This window comes from uncultured Dialister sp., assembly GCA_900314595.1.
GTDB lineage: Bacteria > Bacillota > Negativicutes > Veillonellales > Dialisteraceae > Dialister.
The window spans coordinates 14,315-33,784 of sequence record OMVW01000020.1; the positions used below are offsets into that span (position 1 = coordinate 14,315).

At 44.0% G+C, this 19,470-nt stretch carries 15 protein-coding genes and 1 pseudogene; 2 read left to right on the forward strand and 14 right to left on the reverse strand.

Annotated elements, in window-relative coordinates; all coding sequences use genetic code 11:
- Window positions 1-9: 9 nt before the first annotated feature.
- From QZN42_RS06305 to QZN42_RS06330, 6 genes are all read right to left on the reverse strand, one after another.
- Window positions 10-1,419, reverse strand: coding sequence for a hypothetical protein (locus QZN42_RS06305; protein ID WP_296955476.1), 1,410 nt, complete (start codon window positions 1,417-1,419; stop codon window positions 10-12).
- A gap of 196 nt (window positions 1,420-1,615) precedes the next feature.
- Entirely contained in the window at window positions 1,616-2,698 is a 1,083-nt protein-coding gene (locus QZN42_RS06310; protein ID WP_296955478.1) for an NAD-dependent epimerase/dehydratase family protein, read from the reverse strand.
- Window positions 2,699-2,964: 266 nt separating this feature from the next.
- On the reverse strand, window positions 2,965-4,002 hold the full coding sequence (locus QZN42_RS06315) for a glycosyltransferase family 2 protein (protein ID WP_296955481.1): 1,038 nt from the start codon (window positions 4,000-4,002) through the stop codon (window positions 2,965-2,967).
- Window positions 4,003-5,220 carry an O-antigen ligase gene (locus QZN42_RS06320; protein ID WP_296955484.1) on the reverse strand — a complete coding sequence of 406 codons (1,218 nt, stop codon included), beginning with the start codon at window positions 5,218-5,220 and terminating at the stop codon, window positions 4,003-4,005.
- 181 nt (window positions 5,221-5,401) lie between these two features.
- On the reverse strand, window positions 5,402-7,159 hold the full coding sequence (locus tag QZN42_RS06325; RefSeq protein ID WP_296955486.1) for a phosphoethanolamine transferase: 1,758 nt from the start codon (window positions 7,157-7,159) through the stop codon (window positions 5,402-5,404).
- Between the two features lie 800 nt (window positions 7,160-7,959).
- Window positions 7,960-9,192, reverse strand: a complete 1,233-nt coding sequence (locus tag QZN42_RS06330) for a nucleotide sugar dehydrogenase (RefSeq protein ID WP_296955489.1) — start codon at window positions 9,190-9,192, stop codon at window positions 7,960-7,962.
- Between the two features lie 392 nt (window positions 9,193-9,584).
- On the opposite strand from QZN42_RS06330, the gene QZN42_RS06335 reads away from it, so the two are divergent.
- Both QZN42_RS06335 and pssA read left to right on the forward strand, forming a co-directional pair.
- Complete coding sequence (locus tag QZN42_RS06335; protein WP_296955493.1) at window positions 9,585-10,232, forward strand: phosphatidylserine decarboxylase; 648 nt, start codon at window positions 9,585-9,587, stop codon at window positions 10,230-10,232.
- The gene (gene pssA, locus QZN42_RS06340; RefSeq protein ID WP_296955496.1) at window positions 10,233-10,913 is read left to right on the forward strand and encodes a CDP-diacylglycerol--serine O-phosphatidyltransferase; all 681 of its coding nucleotides are present in this window, start codon (window positions 10,233-10,235) and stop codon (window positions 10,911-10,913) included.
- Window positions 10,914-10,966: 53 nt separating this feature from the next.
- Here pssA and QZN42_RS06345 read toward each other — a convergent pair whose 3' ends face one another.
- The 8 genes and pseudogenes from QZN42_RS06345 to QZN42_RS06385 all read right to left on the reverse strand — a co-directional run bounded on the left by QZN42_RS06345 (window position 10,967) and on the right by QZN42_RS06385 (window position 19,249).
- Window positions 10,967-11,371, reverse strand: a complete 405-nt coding sequence (locus QZN42_RS06345) for a glycosyltransferase (RefSeq protein ID WP_296955501.1) — start codon at window positions 11,369-11,371, stop codon at window positions 10,967-10,969.
- A complete protein-coding gene (locus tag QZN42_RS06350) occupies window positions 11,274-12,143 on the reverse strand; it encodes a hypothetical protein (RefSeq protein WP_296955504.1) in 870 nt (289 codons plus the stop codon). Before QZN42_RS06350 ends, QZN42_RS06345 begins: the two co-directional genes overlap by 98 nt.
- A gap of 73 nt (window positions 12,144-12,216) precedes the next feature.
- Window positions 12,217-13,184, reverse strand: a pseudogene (locus QZN42_RS06355) (glycosyltransferase family 2 protein).
- A gap of 10 nt (window positions 13,185-13,194) precedes the next feature.
- Window positions 13,195-14,931: a phosphoethanolamine transferase gene (locus tag QZN42_RS06365; RefSeq protein ID WP_296955510.1), complete on the reverse strand. Its 1,737-nt coding sequence runs from the start codon at window positions 14,929-14,931 to the stop codon at window positions 13,195-13,197.
- Between the two features lie 29 nt (window positions 14,932-14,960).
- Window positions 14,961-15,800 carry an O-antigen ligase gene (locus tag QZN42_RS06370; RefSeq protein ID WP_296955512.1) on the reverse strand — a complete coding sequence of 280 codons (840 nt, stop codon included), beginning with the start codon at window positions 15,798-15,800 and terminating at the stop codon, window positions 14,961-14,963.
- Between the two features lie 386 nt (window positions 15,801-16,186).
- Window positions 16,187-17,989 carry a phosphoethanolamine transferase gene (locus QZN42_RS06375; protein WP_296955516.1) on the reverse strand — a complete coding sequence of 601 codons (1,803 nt, stop codon included), beginning with the start codon at window positions 17,987-17,989 and terminating at the stop codon, window positions 16,187-16,189.
- A gap of 251 nt (window positions 17,990-18,240) precedes the next feature.
- Complete coding sequence (locus QZN42_RS06380; RefSeq protein ID WP_296955519.1) at window positions 18,241-19,068, reverse strand: alpha/beta fold hydrolase; 828 nt, start codon at window positions 19,066-19,068, stop codon at window positions 18,241-18,243.
- Between the two features lie 37 nt (window positions 19,069-19,105).
- Window positions 19,106-19,249, reverse strand: coding sequence for a hypothetical protein (locus tag QZN42_RS06385; RefSeq protein ID WP_296955522.1), 144 nt, complete (start codon window positions 19,247-19,249; stop codon window positions 19,106-19,108).
- Between the last annotated feature and the right edge of the window lie 221 nt (window positions 19,250-19,470).

The window sequence follows — 19,470 nt, forward strand, 5'->3', positions numbered from 1 at the left end:
TTCCATCCCTCAGAAGCACTTATTGCATATTTTTTCCACATTATTTTTCCCGGACCGGTTATCGCTGGGGGTTTTGGCGAGGATGGACATATAGCGGTTATCTCCGCAGAAGGTGATTTTATAGTGCTTTCCATCTTCCGTGATGGAAAAGCCCAGATCCACCAGAGACTGGCGGAGCCGTTTCGTGATTCCCCGGAAATCGCGAAGAAGGGCCTTGACCTGCTCTGCCCTTTTGCGGCTGAGTTTCTCATAGGGATTGCTCCGGAGCACATCCCTGAGCACGTCCATTTTCCGGGAATCCGGGGGCACATTATTTTTCGCCGCCGTCAATATTTCCAGGAGGATATCCCGCACCTCCCCGGGATAAAGGTCCGATTCATCGCCCATGAAAAGGAGAGGCACCGATTCCCTCGCATCCAGTTTGCTCTTGAGGCCCTCATTCTCCGCCCGGAGCCGCTCATTTTCCCGCGTCAGTTCACTGAACCTCCGCCGGAAATCCTCACTTTCCTGCTCATAGGTCTGCCAGAGATCGGAATTCTCACTTTCCGCCGCCAGCTTTGCCTTCCGCTGCTCATCATACAGGCGGCGCAGGATTTCATGATTCACCCCCTGCCAGGTATAAAGCGGATCCGTCTCAAGCGAATTTCCATACAGAATGACCGTCCGCACCACCTTTTCCAGGAGCTGCCGGTCATTTCCAATGGTCCCGCGGTACACATACCGCCTGGGAGGAATCGAAGGCTGGGGGAAATAAATGCCGATGGACCCGTCATGGTCATTTCCATTTTTCGTGAGCTCCCGGAGCTTCTGATTGGAACGATACTCCTTCTGCACCAGCACATGGGCCGCCCCCTTCAGCCTCGAAGAAAGAAGATTCACATCCACCGGGAGGATTTCATTATATTTCCTGGAAATATAAACCACGGGCAGACGATAGCGTCTTTCCCCCCGCATGATGGAAGCCGCCATTTCCAGTTCCGAATCCCCGATTTCCAGAGGCCTCCGGAGAATGGGAAGATTTCCATCCTCCTTCAGATACCCCCGGTTAATCAGGAGAGACAGGAAATAAGGCGTCGAAAAAGCCAGATCCGCACTCTGCGCATCGGCCTGATAACTCCGCTCCAGACGGATGGCCATCCGCATCTCCGGGAAATTCATCACATAATCCGTATCCCAGATGATCCCATCCTCCTGATGCTTCTCATACCGCACCGCCAGGATCCGCCGCTCCGACTCCTCCCGGATATCCAGCCATAAATCAGGACTTCCGAACCGCACATTCCGCTCCCCCTGCCACCTGAGATCCGGAATCACATTCACCCGGTAAGGGCTCTTCTGATTCCACTCAATCACCAGACGGATGAAATCATCAGGAGTCAGCGAATCCTCGATATCCAGCAAAGTAGAAAACAAAAGCATAAGAAACACCCCGACATCGGAAAGGAAATAAAAATCCGAATTTACTGTCTATATCATATCATTTCAGTTCGTACTGCGGGAATTTGTAGAAATAGAAAAACAGGCCTGTACCCCATCAGGATACAGACCCGTTTTTAGTCAGATAAAAGTGTTCAAATATACGCCAAATGCCACATTTCCGAAATCAGTGCATCCATTACACTTTATAAAATTCTTTATACCATTCCGCGAATTTTCGAAGTCCTTCTCTCAGTGTAGTGGAAGGACGGTAGCCATAATCCCTTTCCAGGGCTTTGGTATCTGCATAGGTAACCGGTACATCCCCGGGCTGCATCGGGACAAGCTGTTTATGAACCTCGAAATCATAGTCTTTGGGAAGAACCCCGGCACGAAGGAGTTCCTGCTGAAGAATATCCACGAAATCAAGAAGATTTTCCGGATGTCCTCCGCCAATGTTATAAACTCCATAAGGCGGAATGGGAAGTCCATCCTCTCCTGTTTTCTTTTCCGGAGCCCCCTGCATGACACGAAGAATGCCTTCCACGATATCATCTACATAGGTGAAATCCCTCTGGCAGTGGCCAAAGTTGAAAATCTTAATCGTTTCTCCCGCCTTCAGTTTATTGGTGAACCCAAAGTAAGCCATATCCGGGCGGCCCGCCGGTCCATAAACAGTAAAGAAACGAAGACCGGTAGAAGGAATATTGTACAGCTTGGAATAGCAGTGAGCCAGAAGTTCATTCGATTTCTTCGTAGCCGCATAGAGAGAAACCGGGTTGTCCACGCGATCATCCGTGCTGAAGGGCACTTTTTTATTTCCGCCATACACAGAGGAGGAAGAAGCATATACGAGATGTTCTACCCCTTTTTCTCCATTGTCATAAGAATGGCGGCAGTTTTCCAGAATGTTATAGAAACCGAGAAGATTCGATTCGATGTATACATCGGGATTGGTAATCGAATAACGTACCCCGGCCTGGGCAGCCAGATTAACTACAATGGAAAATTTATACGTATGGAAAAGATCCTCTACAAGAGCACGGTCGGCAATATTTCCTTTCACGAATACCCATTTCGAATCACTGTTTTCCGCTGCCTTTTCCAGTTCGGATAAACGATATTCCTTCAAACGGACATCGTAATAATCATTCAGGTTATCAATGCCCACAATAGTGGCACCGATGCCTTCCCCTAAAAGCCGTTTTGCCAAATAATAACCGATAAAACCCGCAGCTCCGGTAATCAGGATCGTCTTGTGCTGTAAAGTAATCTTTTCCATGTTTCTCCTGTCCTCTTTATAAAATTTCTACCATCATAAGCATTTGCTTCATATTTATTATTATGCAAAAGAAGCCATCCTCGTAAAAGGCAACTTCCCGAAAGAAATATTTCCTGTTCATTTCTATAAAAAGTACTATTCAACCCGCTTTTTCATCAATCAGCAAGATACAGTCCCCTCTGTGAAGAGCGGACCCGACCGGGAAATCTGAAGCCGATCACTTTTTGATGAGCCTGCCGAAATAGATGCCATTTTAAGAGTTCTTTCTATTTTCTCCCCGCAATTTTCCGGTTCATTTCTTCCGTCTTTTTATTTTTATGTTCCGCATATTTTCTGCAGAACCATGTATGACCATTCAGGATGGCCCAGGCGAGGAATTTGTCTCTCTGCCTTCCGGGAATGGAGTATTTCTTCAATTCGCGCAAAGCCGACTTGATGTGATCTTTTTCTTCCTCACTCAAATCATGAGTCATGGTATCGATGCAGAAAGCCTTCACATAGCCGCTGAAAGCGCGGGCTGCGGTCCGGCGGATATTTTCCGGATATGTTTTTTCGGAAATATGGAGCCGGTAGAGCCACAGCGACGCATTTCCATAATAATTTCTCCCGCTGATGGTATGGCGGATAGAGTACGGACTATCTTCGAGATGGTAGTACAGGATATCCGGAATGGCCGTGATTTTCTCTGCCTTGCCAAAAACACGGATATTGATATACCCATCCTCCGCCGCATAGGAAAGGTCTGATGGTACTTTTTCCTCTTTCATGAAATTTTTCTTTGCCACATAGCCCCACAGAGTAGACAGCTGACCGTTCAGTGTATCCCGTTTCCATCCTTCACTTGTTTTATGCGGATCCCGCAGGACTTCTTTCTCTGTTTTTCCATTCTGGTAGAAATACCGCACTCCAAAAGCCACGATATCAAAGCCCTGATCCAGCAGGGGCAGAGTCCTTGAAAGAAGACGGGAATCCGCATAATCATCAGCATCAATCCAATAAATAAAGTTTCCTTTCGCCAGAGAAATGGCAATTTCACGGGTTCTGGAAATACCCTGATTCTTCTGATGGATGACTCGGACCCAGTCATATGCCTTCGCATATTCATCCACAATAGCAGGACTCCGGTCTCTGGAGCCGTCATCGATGACAAGAATTTCATAGGGTTCCCCAGTCTCCTGATGAATCGCACTTTCCAAAGCACGACGGATGGTAGTCTCCCCATTATATACGGGAATCACAATCGTCGCCTTTACAGATGACGGATTTCCCTTGATATTTTTTTCCAGCTTTCCAAGCTCTCCCATTCACGTTTCCTTTGCTTCCGCATTTCTTCCCCTCAGGAGACATCGTCCCCCCGCAGCGATGTAGTATCCCAGAATTCCATAATACATTCGGGCCGGAATCTTATTAATAATCGTGGTATCCACGAATCCCTGGGCAAAGAAGGTAAGAAATGCAATCATGACCGCTGTGAAGAAGAAGAAATCATCACTCTTTCGTCCGATAGACAAAAGTGCCCAGAATGTGACTCCCACGAAGAGCACATATCCTGCAAAGCCCACAAGGCCTGCCGTAGAAAGGAAATAGAGAGGCATATTATGGGGCATGCTGAGACCCACTTCTTTCCCGTCTGCCGGATGATATTCGCCGTAATAATTATCTTTCCATCTGGACATACCAACGCCCCAGACTTTATGGTCCTTCCACATTTCCACGCTGGCAATAGCCATCTGGATTCGTTCCCCGCCGATTTCCTGGGTTCCTGAAACCTCCTGCTGACGGACATAGAAGAAAGCTCCGCCGACAGCAATAGAAAGAACTATGGCCGCTATGGCAATCTTCTTTGTCAGAGGTGTAATTCTATCCCGCATCATAATCAGGCCCAAAACAGTTGCCAGCGGGACACTCAGGCCGAAAGCTGCCATAGCTCCCCGGGACCCGGCGAGATACAGACATCCCATCTGCATGGCAACGACCAGTATTTCCATGATTTTCAGCCACTGCCGCTTTTCCTTCAAGGCAAAAGTGAAAAGAAAGGGGAGCGTCAGATTAATCATGGTCCCAAAATGATTGGGATGAGCATAAAAGCTGAGACTTCGCATATTCGGTTCAAGAGGATGCATGGCCTGCCAGAAGCCAAATCCGCAGGCCACGATCATTCCTGCCAGGATCCCTATTTCCACTCCCAGATCCACCGCGTATTTCCGCCGGATCCACCAGGTCATAAGGAGCGGAATGGATAGCCATTCCACCCAGAAAACCTTATTGATACTCCCCCGGTCCTGCAGAACCAGACTATCCACCACGAGGAGGCCGAAGAAAATGATGATGCTCAGAGCCAGCGCGATGATTTCTTTCTGCAATTCCAAAAAAGGCTTCTTTTCCTTCCGGCTGATATAGAAATCATAAATCAGAAAAAGGATAAACACTGCCAGGGCATAGGAAAAATAGGACGCCGAAAAGCGCACCGTCAATATGAAAAATATAAGTCCAATCGATACATTGGCAATGTTCAGAGTCATTATAGCTCCCATGTTTGATTCCTCGGAGTCATTATCCGTCATTCCGTGCAAGCCAAATCATAAACAATACATAAAATATGTGGCCTGTATCTATTGTAACGCAGAATAATGATTCGGGCCGCATTTTTTATCTTTTAAATTCATGAAAATTACTGAAAAATCTACCCTCCTCCAGGAAAGATTATTTTCTCAGCATCGGATCCTCACAGATTTTTATCTTCCCATGCATAGTCATGGCCTCATTCTCCTTCAGATCGTAGCTACGGGAAGAAATATCAAACCGTTTCACATACATGGAATTGGGTGCCTGCATCAAACCGCAGGCCGTATCATAAATCAGATCATTCGTGAAAAGGGCATTCCTGTTTGCCGAAAGGCCGGCCGCCAGCTCCGGATTGACCGACTCCATTTCCGGAGACAGATAAATCCAGAAAGGAATCCTCACCATATCGAAAGACATGTGACCGGTCCCATGAGTATAAACCATATCCTCTGCATGGTCAGAAACATAGAGAAATGCAGAAGTTCCTGCCCTCTGCCGGTTCCACTCCATCATATCCTGAAGAAGCTGATCCGTATAAAGCAGAGACGTATCGTAAGCACGGACATCCCTGCCGGCACCCGGAGTAGGAAGCAGATGCATGCCCTCAGGAATCCGGTCCTCATACCGCAGATGACTTCCCATGAGATGAATAATGATGAATTGTTTTCCTTTCTTTGGAAGCTTCTCCAGCATGGAAAGGAATTGACGGTCATCCCCCTTGCGGTGCTCCGTCCAGAGCCGATAATCCGCCTGATTGGCTATATATTCAGAAAAGAAATCATTATCTTCCTGATTGCTGAGCCACCAGGTTTCCATGCCAGCCTTCCGGGCAATATCCATGAGCGTGATGAAATATTCACCGGACTCATGACCATACTGATTCATCCCCGTCAGCATCTGCTCCATCACCTGGGCAGTCTGGGTAAAATTCGAATAACTGCGGGGAAAGAGATAAAATCCCTTCTCCTCCTTCATCCTCGTTTCCCAGGGCGTGGAATCCACGGGATAATCCGGGTTGAACGCCTTCATGTGATCCCGGTTTGCGCTTTCCCCGATGACAAGGACAATACGGTCAGGCGTATTTTCTGTCTCCACCTCCAGCTTTTTCAGATTCTCCCGATGCTGCCCCCGTACCTTCTCCATATCCCGGATATGCTTCTTCGCCCACAGATATTCATGGACTGGGAAACATCCCCTCACATAACGGATGAAAAGAAACAGGGAAACCACAAATACAATGCCAAGATACAAAGGAGAAATCCCATTAGGAATCCTCTTCACCGTAATGACCAGCCACTCCGTAATGATGGAGCACACACAGATGGAAAATACAGTACCTATAATTTTCCCCACACCGATCTGACCCCGCAGAAAAGCCGAAGCCTCCCCCAGATCCGTCAGAAGAATGGGCAGCATGTCATCTGTCTGGAAAAGATTATGATAAATCAGGTAATACACGAAACACGAAAATGCACAGGACATGGCTATGATCAAAGCCAGCCATTCCGCCATGCTTATGATAATGCCCAGAAAAAAATGAGCCTTCACCACTTCCAGGATGAAGAAAATGACCATCCCGCTGATTCCGGTGATGAAATGATTCTTCAATTTAGAAAAATCCCGGACCTCCAGCGAATCCGAATGGCCCCGTATATAGGCATAAGGCACCACCATCAGCAGGAAAAAAGCCATTCCCGGCATCCAGGAGCCGCGGAAAATGGTAAGCCCCGTCACCACCTCCGCTGCCCAAAGCAGAATCATGCCAAGAATGCCGAAACGGATCCCCCGCCACCGCAAAACCCTGGTGCAATGAAAAAGCTTCGCCAATATGTAAATAATTGTGACCATCAAAACCGGCTCAAATACCAGTTTTATAAGATGTCCCGTATTGGCCATAGGAAAGCTCCGAAAGAATTAAACATATAAAATCGCAAAATCAGAATTGTTCAACAAGACTATACAATAAAAGAGCTGCAGTAAAAAACTGGCAGAAATGTTATTTCTCGCATGCTCCCAAAAATATGTTTAAAACACTGTATTTATTATACAGTAAAGCCTGGAAATTTTCTTGCCTTTACACAAAGCAGTTCACAATAAACAACATAACCATATAGTAAGGTTAACTGGAATGTCTTTATTTTTAATAATATACTTTGAATTAATTATATCTAAATTCAGTATATTCTCCAGTCTTTTATCTCAAATTTCCGGTTCAAAACGCCCCTTGCCATTTGCAAGGAAAAGTAAGCTCGCCAAGCCGATTGTTTAACTTAGCACAAATGTCTTTCTTATCAAAATATTCTTTATCCTGGCAGATAATAAATCTACCGGAAGTGTGATTTGCTTTCAGGATGAACTTCCTGAGTAAAGTCTCAAAATCAATATCCTTTGCTCTTTTCCAAGTATCCTACTGAGGAATAAGATACTTTCCCTGATCAATTAAGCTTAAACCCTCATCCCATCAATATATATTTATGCTTAATAGATATTTCCCATAATGTCTTCAAGTCCTAGAATTTAAATATCTCAGTGGACTGCATACAAAAACCATAATAGTTAAAGGACATATGAAATAACCCATCCAATCAGAAAGCAGCATCAACTATCAAAACAAGCATATCACTCCTGAGTCATGGAGTTTCCCTTATTATCCATGATTCAAAAGCAACACTTAAGATTTTAAAATTTTGCCAAGGTCAATCTCTTTCAAAGAGATCTCTGGTATACACTCTTTCCCTCACATCATCGAGAGAATGATCATACCGGTTTGCGATGATGGCGAGGCTTTCTTTCTTGAATTTCGCAAGGTCATTGACGATCCGGCTTCCGAAGAAGGTGGTTCCGTCTTCCAATGTCGGTTCATAAATGATGACTTCGGCTCCTTTGGCTTTGATCCGTTTCATGACTCCCTGGATGGAGCTCTGGCGGAAGTTGTCGGAGTTGGATTTCATGGTCAGGCGGTAGACGCCGATGGTGACCGGTTTTTCCTTTGATTTATCGTAATCGCTGGAGGCGGAGTAGTAACCTGCTTTGTCTAGCACTCTGTCTGCGATGAAGTCTTTCCTGGTGGAGTTGGATTTCACAATGGCTTCGATCAGGTCTTCCGGCACGTCTTTATAGTTGGCCAGAAGCTGTTTCGTGTCTTTCGGCAGGCAGTATCCGCCATAACCGAAGGAGGGATTGTTGTAGAATTCCCCGATTCTGGGGTCCAGGCAGACTCCGTCGATGATTTCACGGGTATCCAGGCCTTTCAGTTCTGCATAGGTATCCAGTTCATTGAAATAGGAAACACGAAGAGCCAGGTAGGTATTGGCGAAAAGTTTCACTGCTTCTGCTTCGGTAAATCCCATGAAACGGGTGGGAATATTATCCTTGATAGCCCCTTCCTGCAGGAGTTCTGCAAATGTGTGGGCTGCTTTCACCAGCCGTTCATCGGAAAGATCGGTGCCCACGATGATACGGCTGGGGTACAGGTTATCATAGAGAGCTTTCGATTCGCGGAGGAATTCAGGGCTGAAAATGATATTTTTTGAGCCCATCTTTTCGCGGATCATTTTCGTGTAGCCTACGGGAATGGTGGATTTGATGACCATAATGGCATTTGGATTATATTTCATCACCAGTCTGATGACTGCTTCCACGGAGGAAGTATCAAAGAAATTCCGCTGGCTGTCGTAGTTGGTGGGTGTTGCTATAATGACGAAATCCGCATTTTTGTAAGCTGCCTCGGCATCCATGGTAGCCGTGAGATCCAAATCCTTCTCTGCCAGATACTTCTCTATGTATTCATCCTGGATGGGCGACTTCCGATGATTCACCATATCCACCTTTTCCGGAATGATGTCCACTGCCATCACATGGTTGTGCTGCGAAAGAAGAGTAGCTAATGAAAGGCCTACATATCCCGTACCTGCTACTGCTATATTCATGACTGTTCCTCCCTGTTAAGAACTATTACTCTATGTATGATAGACGTCCTAATGTATTAAATATATTGTACACCATCTTTGTTATAAAAGCAGACATGGATTGCAGGTGTTTTTCATTTCAAAATAAGGCTATGTTGAAATCAACGATAAAATGGGATTAGGAATTTTATATTTTACTTTTTTTTATGCCAAACAGCATAAGCATCTTACGCCTTTATGGAATTCTTTAAATAGTTTTCTATTCCTTTTTCCATTTATTGCATTGAATAAATAATTAAAGGTTTAAACCCGTGAGTGATTTAATCATCGCTTCTCCAACTAATATGGTATAATGCTAGTTGGTTTTTTATATCATCATTTCGTAAAGCGATTTAGTAATGTAGGAGTCTATAATGTCAAAGAAACCGATTATATTGCCGGAAGGATTTCCATTTATCCTTGTGACATTCTTTTTCGGTGCTGCCTTATACTATATGAAATGGTATTACTTGGCAGTCATTCCTTTCATTTTGTGTCTATACTTCACTTATTTCTTCCGCTGCCCGCCGAGAAACAACAAAATTCCTGCAGGTGATGATACCCTCGTCTCTCCTGCGGACGGCACAGTAGTGGATGTATCTCAAGATGTGGAAGAGGACATGTTTCTTGGAGAAAAATGCCACAAGATTACCATCTTCCTTTCCATCTTCAATGTCCACTGCAATAGGGCTCCTATGGAAGGAGACATCAAATATCAGTCCTACACTCAGGGCCGATTTCTTCCCGCCTATAAAGAAGGTGTAGGCTTCGTCAATGAACAGGGTGCCATCGGTATTACCGGCAAGAAGCGGTCTATCCTGGTCATCCTCATTGCAGGCATCTTAGCTAGGCGGGTGGTGTCCTGGAAGAATCTGGGTGACCATTTGGAAAAGGGGGAACTCTATGGTATGATTAAATTTGGCTCTTGTACGGAGCTCTATATTCCTGGAGACTGCGATATCCTTGTCAAAAGAGGGGACAAAGTGAAAGGCGGTCTCACGGTGGTAGGGAGGCTGAAATAAGTGAATAAATCATGGGTAGCAAATACAGTGACCGCGGCAAATGCATTTTTTGGCGGGCTGTCTATCATGATGTCCATATCCGGAAATTTTAAAACCGCTGCTGTGTTCATTCTGATTGCCATGGTGGCAGACGCCCTGGACGGCCGTGTAGCCCGGGCCTTACATACCGCTGGTCCCATGGGAGTAGAACTGGATTCCCTTTCCGATGATATTTCCTTTGGCATCGCTGCTGGGGCCCTCATGTACGCCTACCAGCTTCATGAAGTGGGTCCCCTCGGATTCATTCCCTGCGCCCTGCTTGGTACATTCTGTGCCTTTCGACTGGCCAGATTTAATGTAAAAGTCACCAGCGTTCACGGTTATTTCGAAGGGCTCCCCTGCCCAATGACCGGCATCATCGTGGCATCCTATGTCCTCTCGGGGGCTAAGATCTGGAACTGGCTGGCCGTAATCTGCGTGCTCATCCTGGCCTTTCTTATGGTCAGCGAAATCCACTATCCCGATAACAAGGGCGCAAGTGCAGACCAGCTGCACTTGCCGGCCATCATTATTTGTCTGGCATTTTTTATTATCTGCACATTCTTTTACTGGCCCATTTGGGCAGCAGCCTTATCTGCGGCCTTTATCCTCTTCGGCATGATGAATACATTCCTAAATCGAAAGCAATTTAAGAAAAACTGAAAACCAGAAAAACAAAAGCGGTATGAACTGATTTGTTCATACCGCTTTTCAATTCAAATCTTACTGACCTTGTGTATCAGCTCTTCCCACATAGTCCACATACAGTCTGGCTTGTACTGCTGCACTAGTTCACGACCTGTCTTGCCCATCCGGATTCTAAGATCTGCATCATCCATTAATGCAGACAAGGCCTTGGATAATAACATCTGTTCATTATCCACCAAAAAGCCAGTTTCTCCTTCATGAATCAGCTCATTGGTACCACCGCAGGTCTTGAGCCCGATACAAGGAAGCCCTGCCGACATGGCTTCCGCCAGTCCCTGTGGAAATCCTTCACTGGTACTGGGAATGCAAAAAATATCACTCCGATAATAAACCTCTTCGATGTGGTTTGTTTTGCCTTTCAGTAAAATTCGGTCTCCCAGATGCTTTGATTTCCTCTTCCATACTTCTGGCATAATGGGAACTTTTCTCTCCCCAGAATTCTACATTCCAGTCCGGATACCGATTTGCCAATGTTGCAAAGGCCTGGACCAGCAATTTCTGATTTTTCCTCCCAGATACGTTTCCTACACAGGAAATAAGGTGTTTTCCCTTTTCTTTCCCTGGAGTAGCCTGGTACTCTGCTGGAAAGGCTGCATTTCCGATTGCCACCACCGGAACGCCGGGAAAATATTTCTTCGCAACTTCTACCTTCGATGGCCAGAGAACCTGGATAGCTGCACTTTTAGCAACTGCCTCCCTTTCCTCATCAGAAAGAAGGGGCATCTGCACCGCCGGATCACCACGGAACATGGTAATTACAGATCCCTGATAATCAGCATCAGTAATTACATACTTCGTAGAAGGTGCAGAACAGGAAAGAATGACATCTGCCGGATATTCATTCAGGAATCGGCGTATCCGTGGACCATACGGTCTTCCTGTAAATTCTGCATTGATGCCCTGCGCCTTTTTCTGACTGAAAAGCCGAGCCAATTCTCGATATACCCGCAGGGTAAAAGGCAATTTTTCTGAGACCACTTTATGTCTATTTTCAAAGAGAATATTGAGCTGTCTCACCTTAGAATCAATAGGGAAATGGGGATTCCCTTCTATTCCATCCCGATACAGTACAGTCACATCATATCCTTTTTTCACAAGGTCACTGGACAGGTAGCAGGTCAGCTTTTCTACTCCTCCTGGCATATCCACATAATGGGTCCCAAAATGAGCTATTGTAATCCTCATGATTTTCCTTTAAAATCCTATGACTGCAAGCTTATTGATTTACAAGCCTCTATTAATAAACAATGTTATATTATTATTTTTTCATCTTGCTAATTTTATGCCTAGCATAGAATACACAAAAAATATCCATATTATGCAATATACACCAACCAAGAAATTTATCACACCAACGTCCTTTTATGGGATAAGGCCAAAGCGTTCTAATAGCTTCAAAGAGCTCATTTGTGTGTTTACTAGACAAATCATGTAACAGAACCGCCATGCTGTAAGCCTTAACTGCACCAGAAAAGGCCCTGCTGGTACAATGTTCAAAATGTTCAATATGATGCGGAAAATGTTTTCTGCAGATCATAAGCCGATAATACCAGAGATAAAAATTTCCCATATATCTCTTTCCATTAAATGTATGCCGGATAGAAGTTGGATTGTCAATAAGATGATAATAAAGAGGTTCTTCGATAACCGCTATTTTACGAGCCTCCAAAAACATTTGGATAGCCATATAGCCATCAGCTGCAGACCTTGCCATCTCAGAAGGTGCATGTTTATCAATCCACATAGTACGGGACACACTAAAGTTCCAAAGAGTAGAATATCTTCCCATGACAGCCTTCTCCTGCATGACTGTTAAATCCTCTTCTTGAGGCAAATGGGTTTTTGTTAAAACTCCTTCTTCAATATCCCTTGTCCCATATGCTACCAGATCCGCACCTGTTTGCATAAATTTTTCTACCACCTTTGCGACAAGATTCTTGTCAGCATAATCATCTGCATCTACCCAGATAATATAGTCACCACGTGCCTTTTTTATAGCCGTTTCACGAGTCCTGGTAACTCCCTGATTTTCCTGATGGAATACACGAACCCGTGAGTACCAGCATACGAATCACAAATCTTACCTGAATTATCCGGGGAACCATCATCAATTAAAAGCACTTCATAATTAGTCGCCGTCTGATGGACCAATGTGTTCAGGCACTTCTTCAAATATTTCTCCGCTTTATAAACCGGGACAATAATGGATACAACAATTCCAGTCATTTTATCTCCTTTACATATCCGATTCCAATTTTACTTTTCCGTGCATAGTGCAAGAAACCTCAACAGGTAAGTCATATGAATCTGAAGATAAATCACATTGTGGGGAATAAGCAGATGTCCTAACTCCCATGAGTCCGCTTACCGTGTCAAATACAAGGTCATTGGTAAATACTCCAAGGCTGTTTCCCCGCAGATGCTTATCCAGCTCTGGCCTCTTTTTTTTCAGTTCCGAAGAAGCATAAATCCAGCATGGTATACGAACCATGTCAAATGTGAAATGGCCTGTTCCATGAGTATATTTCATATCCTCACCGTGATCCGAAACATAAATGATAGAATCCGGATGGATGCGTTTCATAAGAAAATCATATATCCCATGCAGTATATAATCTGTATACATAATGGACATATCATAATCACCAAGAGGCTTATCCAGCTTTGAGCCGATTTCTTTTACATATTCTTTCGGCACCCGATCCTTATACCTAATATGGCTCCCCATGAGGTGAATAACAATAAAATGGTTCCCTTTATCCGGGATTTCGCTCAATAGGTCCAAAATCTGGCTATCATCCCCCTGCCTTGCAATCGTCCATAGCTGATGATTTGCTTCTTTAGCGATTGAAACCGTAAGTGTATCATTAGCCCCCTGATTACTTATCCACCATGTATCCATTCCTGCCGCTTTCGCTGCATCAACCAGTGACACCATATAGGAAGGATCTTGGTGGTTATACTGATTCATCCCTGTCAGCATATAGGATAGGACCTGTGCAGTCTGCGAGAAACAGGCATAAGCTTTATCCAGAAAATAAAAATGTGAAGCCTTTTTCATCTCTGTTTCCCAGGGGGTGGTATCTGCAAAATAGCCCTCATTGAAGGCTCTCATGTGATTCCTATTTGCACTCTCACCGATAATAAGAACCGTAGTCCCCGGATGACCATCCTCCAAGTGAACGTCCAATTTTTTAATATTATCTCCATGAACCTTGCTGATTTTCTTCATAGCTAAGATACTTCTCCGAGCTTCTTTCAGGTGTTTTATAGGATAACTGGACATTACATATTTTAATGACACCACAAAACAGAGCAGACCCCAAATAAAAGCCCCGTAAAAAGAGCCACCCTTTGAATAATTGATTGATAGCCCAAGATAATATGCAGAAAATCCTCCTACCAATAAAATACATGTAGCCAAGCACATAAAAAGCCTTAGGATTCCAACTTCATCCAAGATGAATGCGCTTGCCTCTTTGAGATTTGTAAGCAATACAGGAATCATATCACCACTCTGGAAAACATTATGATATTTTGAAAAATACCATAAATAACTCCCAACAGAAACAATGGTAAAAAGTATAAATAGCGGAACTATGATTGAATCTGCAGTCTGCCCCCATTTCCCAAACCGAGGAAGAGTTATAACAAGTGAAGTAAATGCCATTCCGAATGTATACTCACTCTTCATTCGAGAAAAATCCTTATCTTCCGGTGACAATGCATGTCCCCTGACCCATGCAAAAGGCAATGTCCAACAAAATACAAGAAAGACGAATAGCACTCCATCTGCTGATAAAAAAGAAATGCCGGAAGCCCAAGATGACAAAGCCATATAAATAAGACCAAATAATCCTATTCTTAGCCCACGCCATTTATATAGATTTGTGCATCCTGCAATAATAGCAAACCCATATATAATTGCACTGATAATAAAAGGGTCAAATACTATTTGAAGAATCTCAACCATGATACCCCACATATATAAACTCAATTATTCTATTTTAAGTTTGATTTTAATCGCATGCTACCTGCTATAATCCCCATCAATGCGAAATACATCCTACTTGGAATTTTATTAATTATAGTCGTATCTACCATCCCCTGTAAAAAGAACGATAAAAATATGATCGAAATTAAAAGGCACCAATAATAATCGCGTTGCTTTCTAACAGTTGCATAGAGTCCTGCTATAGTTGCTGCCAAGTAGATTAAATAGCCAAAACCGCCTAAAGTTCCGCCGGTAGACATATAATAGAGCATCATGTTATGGAGCATACTAAGGCCCTGCTCATGTACATTTATAGGATGATATTTCCCGTAATAGTTTTCCTCCCAGTGGTCCGCACCAACACCAATCATTTTGTGTTCTTCCCACATCTGGATAGATGCTGTAATCATCGAACCTCTTTCTCCACCCAGTTTGACTTCATGCCGACCGCTTTGCATATAGTAAGCACCCAAACCAGCAAAAATAATTGTAGCAGCAACCACAATAATACTTATTTTTTTTACCAAAGGTGAAATAAAATTTCTCGTTTCAAATACAGCTATTATTATGCCTATGATAACCGATGCGGAAAGCGCAATAAGTGCTCCCCTGGAACGAGTCATTACAAGACAGACAATAGCAGATGCCAAAACAATAACAGATAGAATCCTATACCATTTGTCCTTATTTTTAATATCTGCATATACAATACAAGGTGCCATAAGATTAATCATAGTACCAAAATGGTTAGGATGAGCATAAGGCTTAAAATTCGAATCCCTGGTTGCAAATACCACTGGTATAGACCAATAGCACAGGCAATCGCCAATCCAACCAGAATCCCCCATCTGATTCCTTTTTCTACTTGATACTTTGCTGAAATCCACCAAGTCATGAAGAAGGGGATTACCAAAGCAAAATGATTTACAGCCCTTGATATATCCCGGTAATCTTCATGTAGTACTGCTGATAAGATAAACAGAAAATAAAGAGCTAAGATCCCCAAAGCCATATAAACGAATGGCTTCGTAACCTTTGGTAAAAACGACATCTCTTTTTATAAGAAAAAGCTGCATCACCAATAAAAAATATAGCGAAAATTATAAATGCATAGCTGGAATAGGCAGCGGTAAAACGGCACGATAACATAACAAGAAACAGACTTATTACCACCCCAGCAATGCCGTTCAATTTAGCAATTTGCATAACGAATCCCTTTTGTTTACTTCTTTAATTATTTTGAGGTTGTTGGATCTTCCTGAATCTTCACATCCCCATTTTTAGAAACAGCCTTATCCCAAGTCAGGCCATAATGGAGCGAGGAAATATCATATACAGTATCATATTCATTATTGATCGCCCCCATAATACCACAAACCATGTCATAGACCAAATCATTGGTAAATATACGATTCTCATTTACTCTTAGATTGTTAGCCACAGCGGAATGGTTATTTTTATATTCCGATGACAGATAAACGAAACAGGGGGAATGTATCATATCCCACGTAAATATTCCATCTCCATGGAAACGAACCATATCTTCTCCATGATCCCCAAAGTACACCATGGCTTCTAGATTTAGATTATCCTTTGCATACTGATATATATTCTTCAGCACTTCATCTGTATATTTAATGCTGGAATCATAATCATCGACTTTTTCCGAATTCCCATCCACATGAATTCTGTCAAAATCAGGTGGTATCCGATCCCGATACCGATCGTGACTTCCTTCCAGATGAATCACAATGAAATTGCTCTCTGTTGTTGGAACTGCCTTAAGATAATCCATAACCTTCATATCATCCCCGCCAGGATGAGTGGTAGTGAAGCTCTTTTTCGATGAACCAGAAACAAGAGCTAATGTCATATTTCCTGGTGATGGAGCCTGATTGCTAATAAAGTAACTATTATAACCAACTTTATTCGCCACATCCGTAATCGTTATCATATCATTCCTATCTACTCCATTATACTGGTTAAGATTTGTCAACGCCATGGAGAGGGATTTCTCGGTCAGCGGATAACAAGAATATGTATTTTTTAGAAGATAAAAATCAGCGTTATCTTTTTGGGAAGAAAGCCATGGAGTTGTTTCAGCCGGATAGGCCGGATTAAATGCCTTCATATGGTTCCGATTTGCACTTTCGCCAATGACAACTATGATCGTTCCCTGCATTTTATCTGGTGCGTTCCCTATGAAATGGAACTTTTCCATATTTTCATCATGTTTAGCCATAGCTGCCTTTGCTCTTATCAGGTACTTGTGAGCTACATGATAGGGCCAGGCTGGGAAGATCTGGGGAATCCAGTGGGCTATGGTCACCAGTGCCGCTATAGTAAGAACCGCAATAATAATCTTTCTGATTAATGAAGGCGATGTAACCCCCCCATTTTCATCAATTCGGCTTCCCTTGACAATGAGCCGTCCAATAAAAATCATATAGACCGCAAACAGTACCAGTACCACTCCCAGGGAGCCAAAGCCCAAGTGGGACTGGAGGAATTCCATGGCCTCCTTCGAATTGGTAAGGAGCACGGAAATCATGTCCGTAGAAGTAAATCCGGCGCCAAAGATTTTGTAATAGGTCATGTAGACAAAGGCGCTCAGAGAAAGGTAGCCAATGAGAAGAAAATTGAATATCCGAAGGAAAGGCCTGATTTTCCAGCAGATAGAGCCTACGTATTCCATCAAAAACGTGAGCACTAAAACGGGCATAAGGGTAAGCACATCATTGTTGAGTGCCTCTACCCGAATGCCCCAGTTTCCACCGGATTTTGCCTGGATATAAGAGAACGCGCCAAGCCAGAGATAGAAAATAACCAGGCCCGGCCGCCAGGAAGGATGAAAGAGGCTCCGTCGCGTTACCAGCTGGGCGGCAAATACAAAAATCACGCCTGCCAATGCATTACGCAGTCCATGGTAAGTGTCAAGTTTTCCTCGGTAATTCATTTGACTGTCGATGATTACTATCTCCGTGGCTTCGGTTTTATCAGTATTTCTGTATAGCTCTGGCCAGTTATAGTTTCTCATTTTACGCTTCTGCGCCTCACTCCGGACATTCTGGGCGATTTTACGCTCTGCCTGTTTCTTAACAGTGAAATATCATATGTATTATATCACGCTTACGACATTTTAGCAGTACTCCATCAATCAGGTAGTGGCGCGAAGGCCGGGAGGAAATAAAAAAATCCCGCAAAAACTTGCGGGATGCACTAATTAAACATTTAATTATATCTTACGTACACTATTATCACTCCAGCATATTATTGGATCGGTATACATCATAACCTGTTCGCAAAATCGGTTACTGCCTGGTTAAATTTGTCTGCTTCCAACCAGAACAGTAGATGCCCGCCTTCATAAAATGGAACAAACTCTCCCTTGGGAATCTGAGCAGCGATCCATTTCCCCTGCTCCACGCTTTTCGGGAAAATGCCGCTATCCGCAGCGACCACCAAAACCGGGACGGTAATCGTGGACAGCACATCGGTATAGTCACTGTAGCAGTAATCGCCATACAGCGCGATTCCCAAATACGGCGGCAGTTTCATCATCTCCTCATGCAGCCAGTCCATACCGGGCGGTATCACGCCATCTTTAAAGATTTTTTTGGCAAACGCTGTGGCAAAGGCGTCACGGTCTTTCAAAATCGCACCGACAAATGCGTTGAAGCCTTCCATGTTATAATCGCGCAGGCCGTGTGAATTCCAAGCGCCGCTGCTGAACGGGAACGGCGTCATGTCGATCAGGCCTAGCCCGGCCAGCCTTCCTTCTTCTTTACCAAACTGTTTCCAGTACGACAGCATAGTCGGCCCGCCCATAGACCAGCCCATCAGAATCATATCATGCAAATCCAGATTCATAATGACTTCATGAATATCCTGTGCAAGCCGGTCAATGCGGTATCCGTCAATCCCCTTGGAGGAACGACCATGACCTCGTAAATCGATGGTCACCACCGTAAAACGGTCTTTCAGGCCCTCCATGTTCTTTTTATAGAACCGCCCCGAGCAGCCCCAGCCATGAATCAACACGACGGGGCGGCCACTGCCTTCCATCTCATAATAAATATGCGCGCCGTCGCTGACTTTAACCAATCCACTTTTCATAATACAAAAGGCCTCCCTTCGCAACTAAAAGATTGTATTATGCAACCCAATACACTCTGCCTTCTCTACGTTTTGCAGCTGCCGGCTTATCCCCTTCAACATAACCGACCGCACAATGCCCGATGCCTTCCCATTCGCCTTCCACACCAAGTGATTTCAGCAGATCTTTCCATTCGTCCATTTCGAACTCTTCTTTAGCCCGGTGGATCCAGATACTGCCAAGTCCCAACGATAGTGTTTGCATTTTTAACTCTAATTAATTCTATCATCATACAGAGTTTAAGGCAACAAAAAAGACCCGCAGGTAAGTGTCAAGTTTTCCTCGGTAATTCATTTGACTGTCGATGATTACTATCTCCGTGGCTTCGGTTTTATCAGTATTTCTGTATAGCTCTGGCCAGT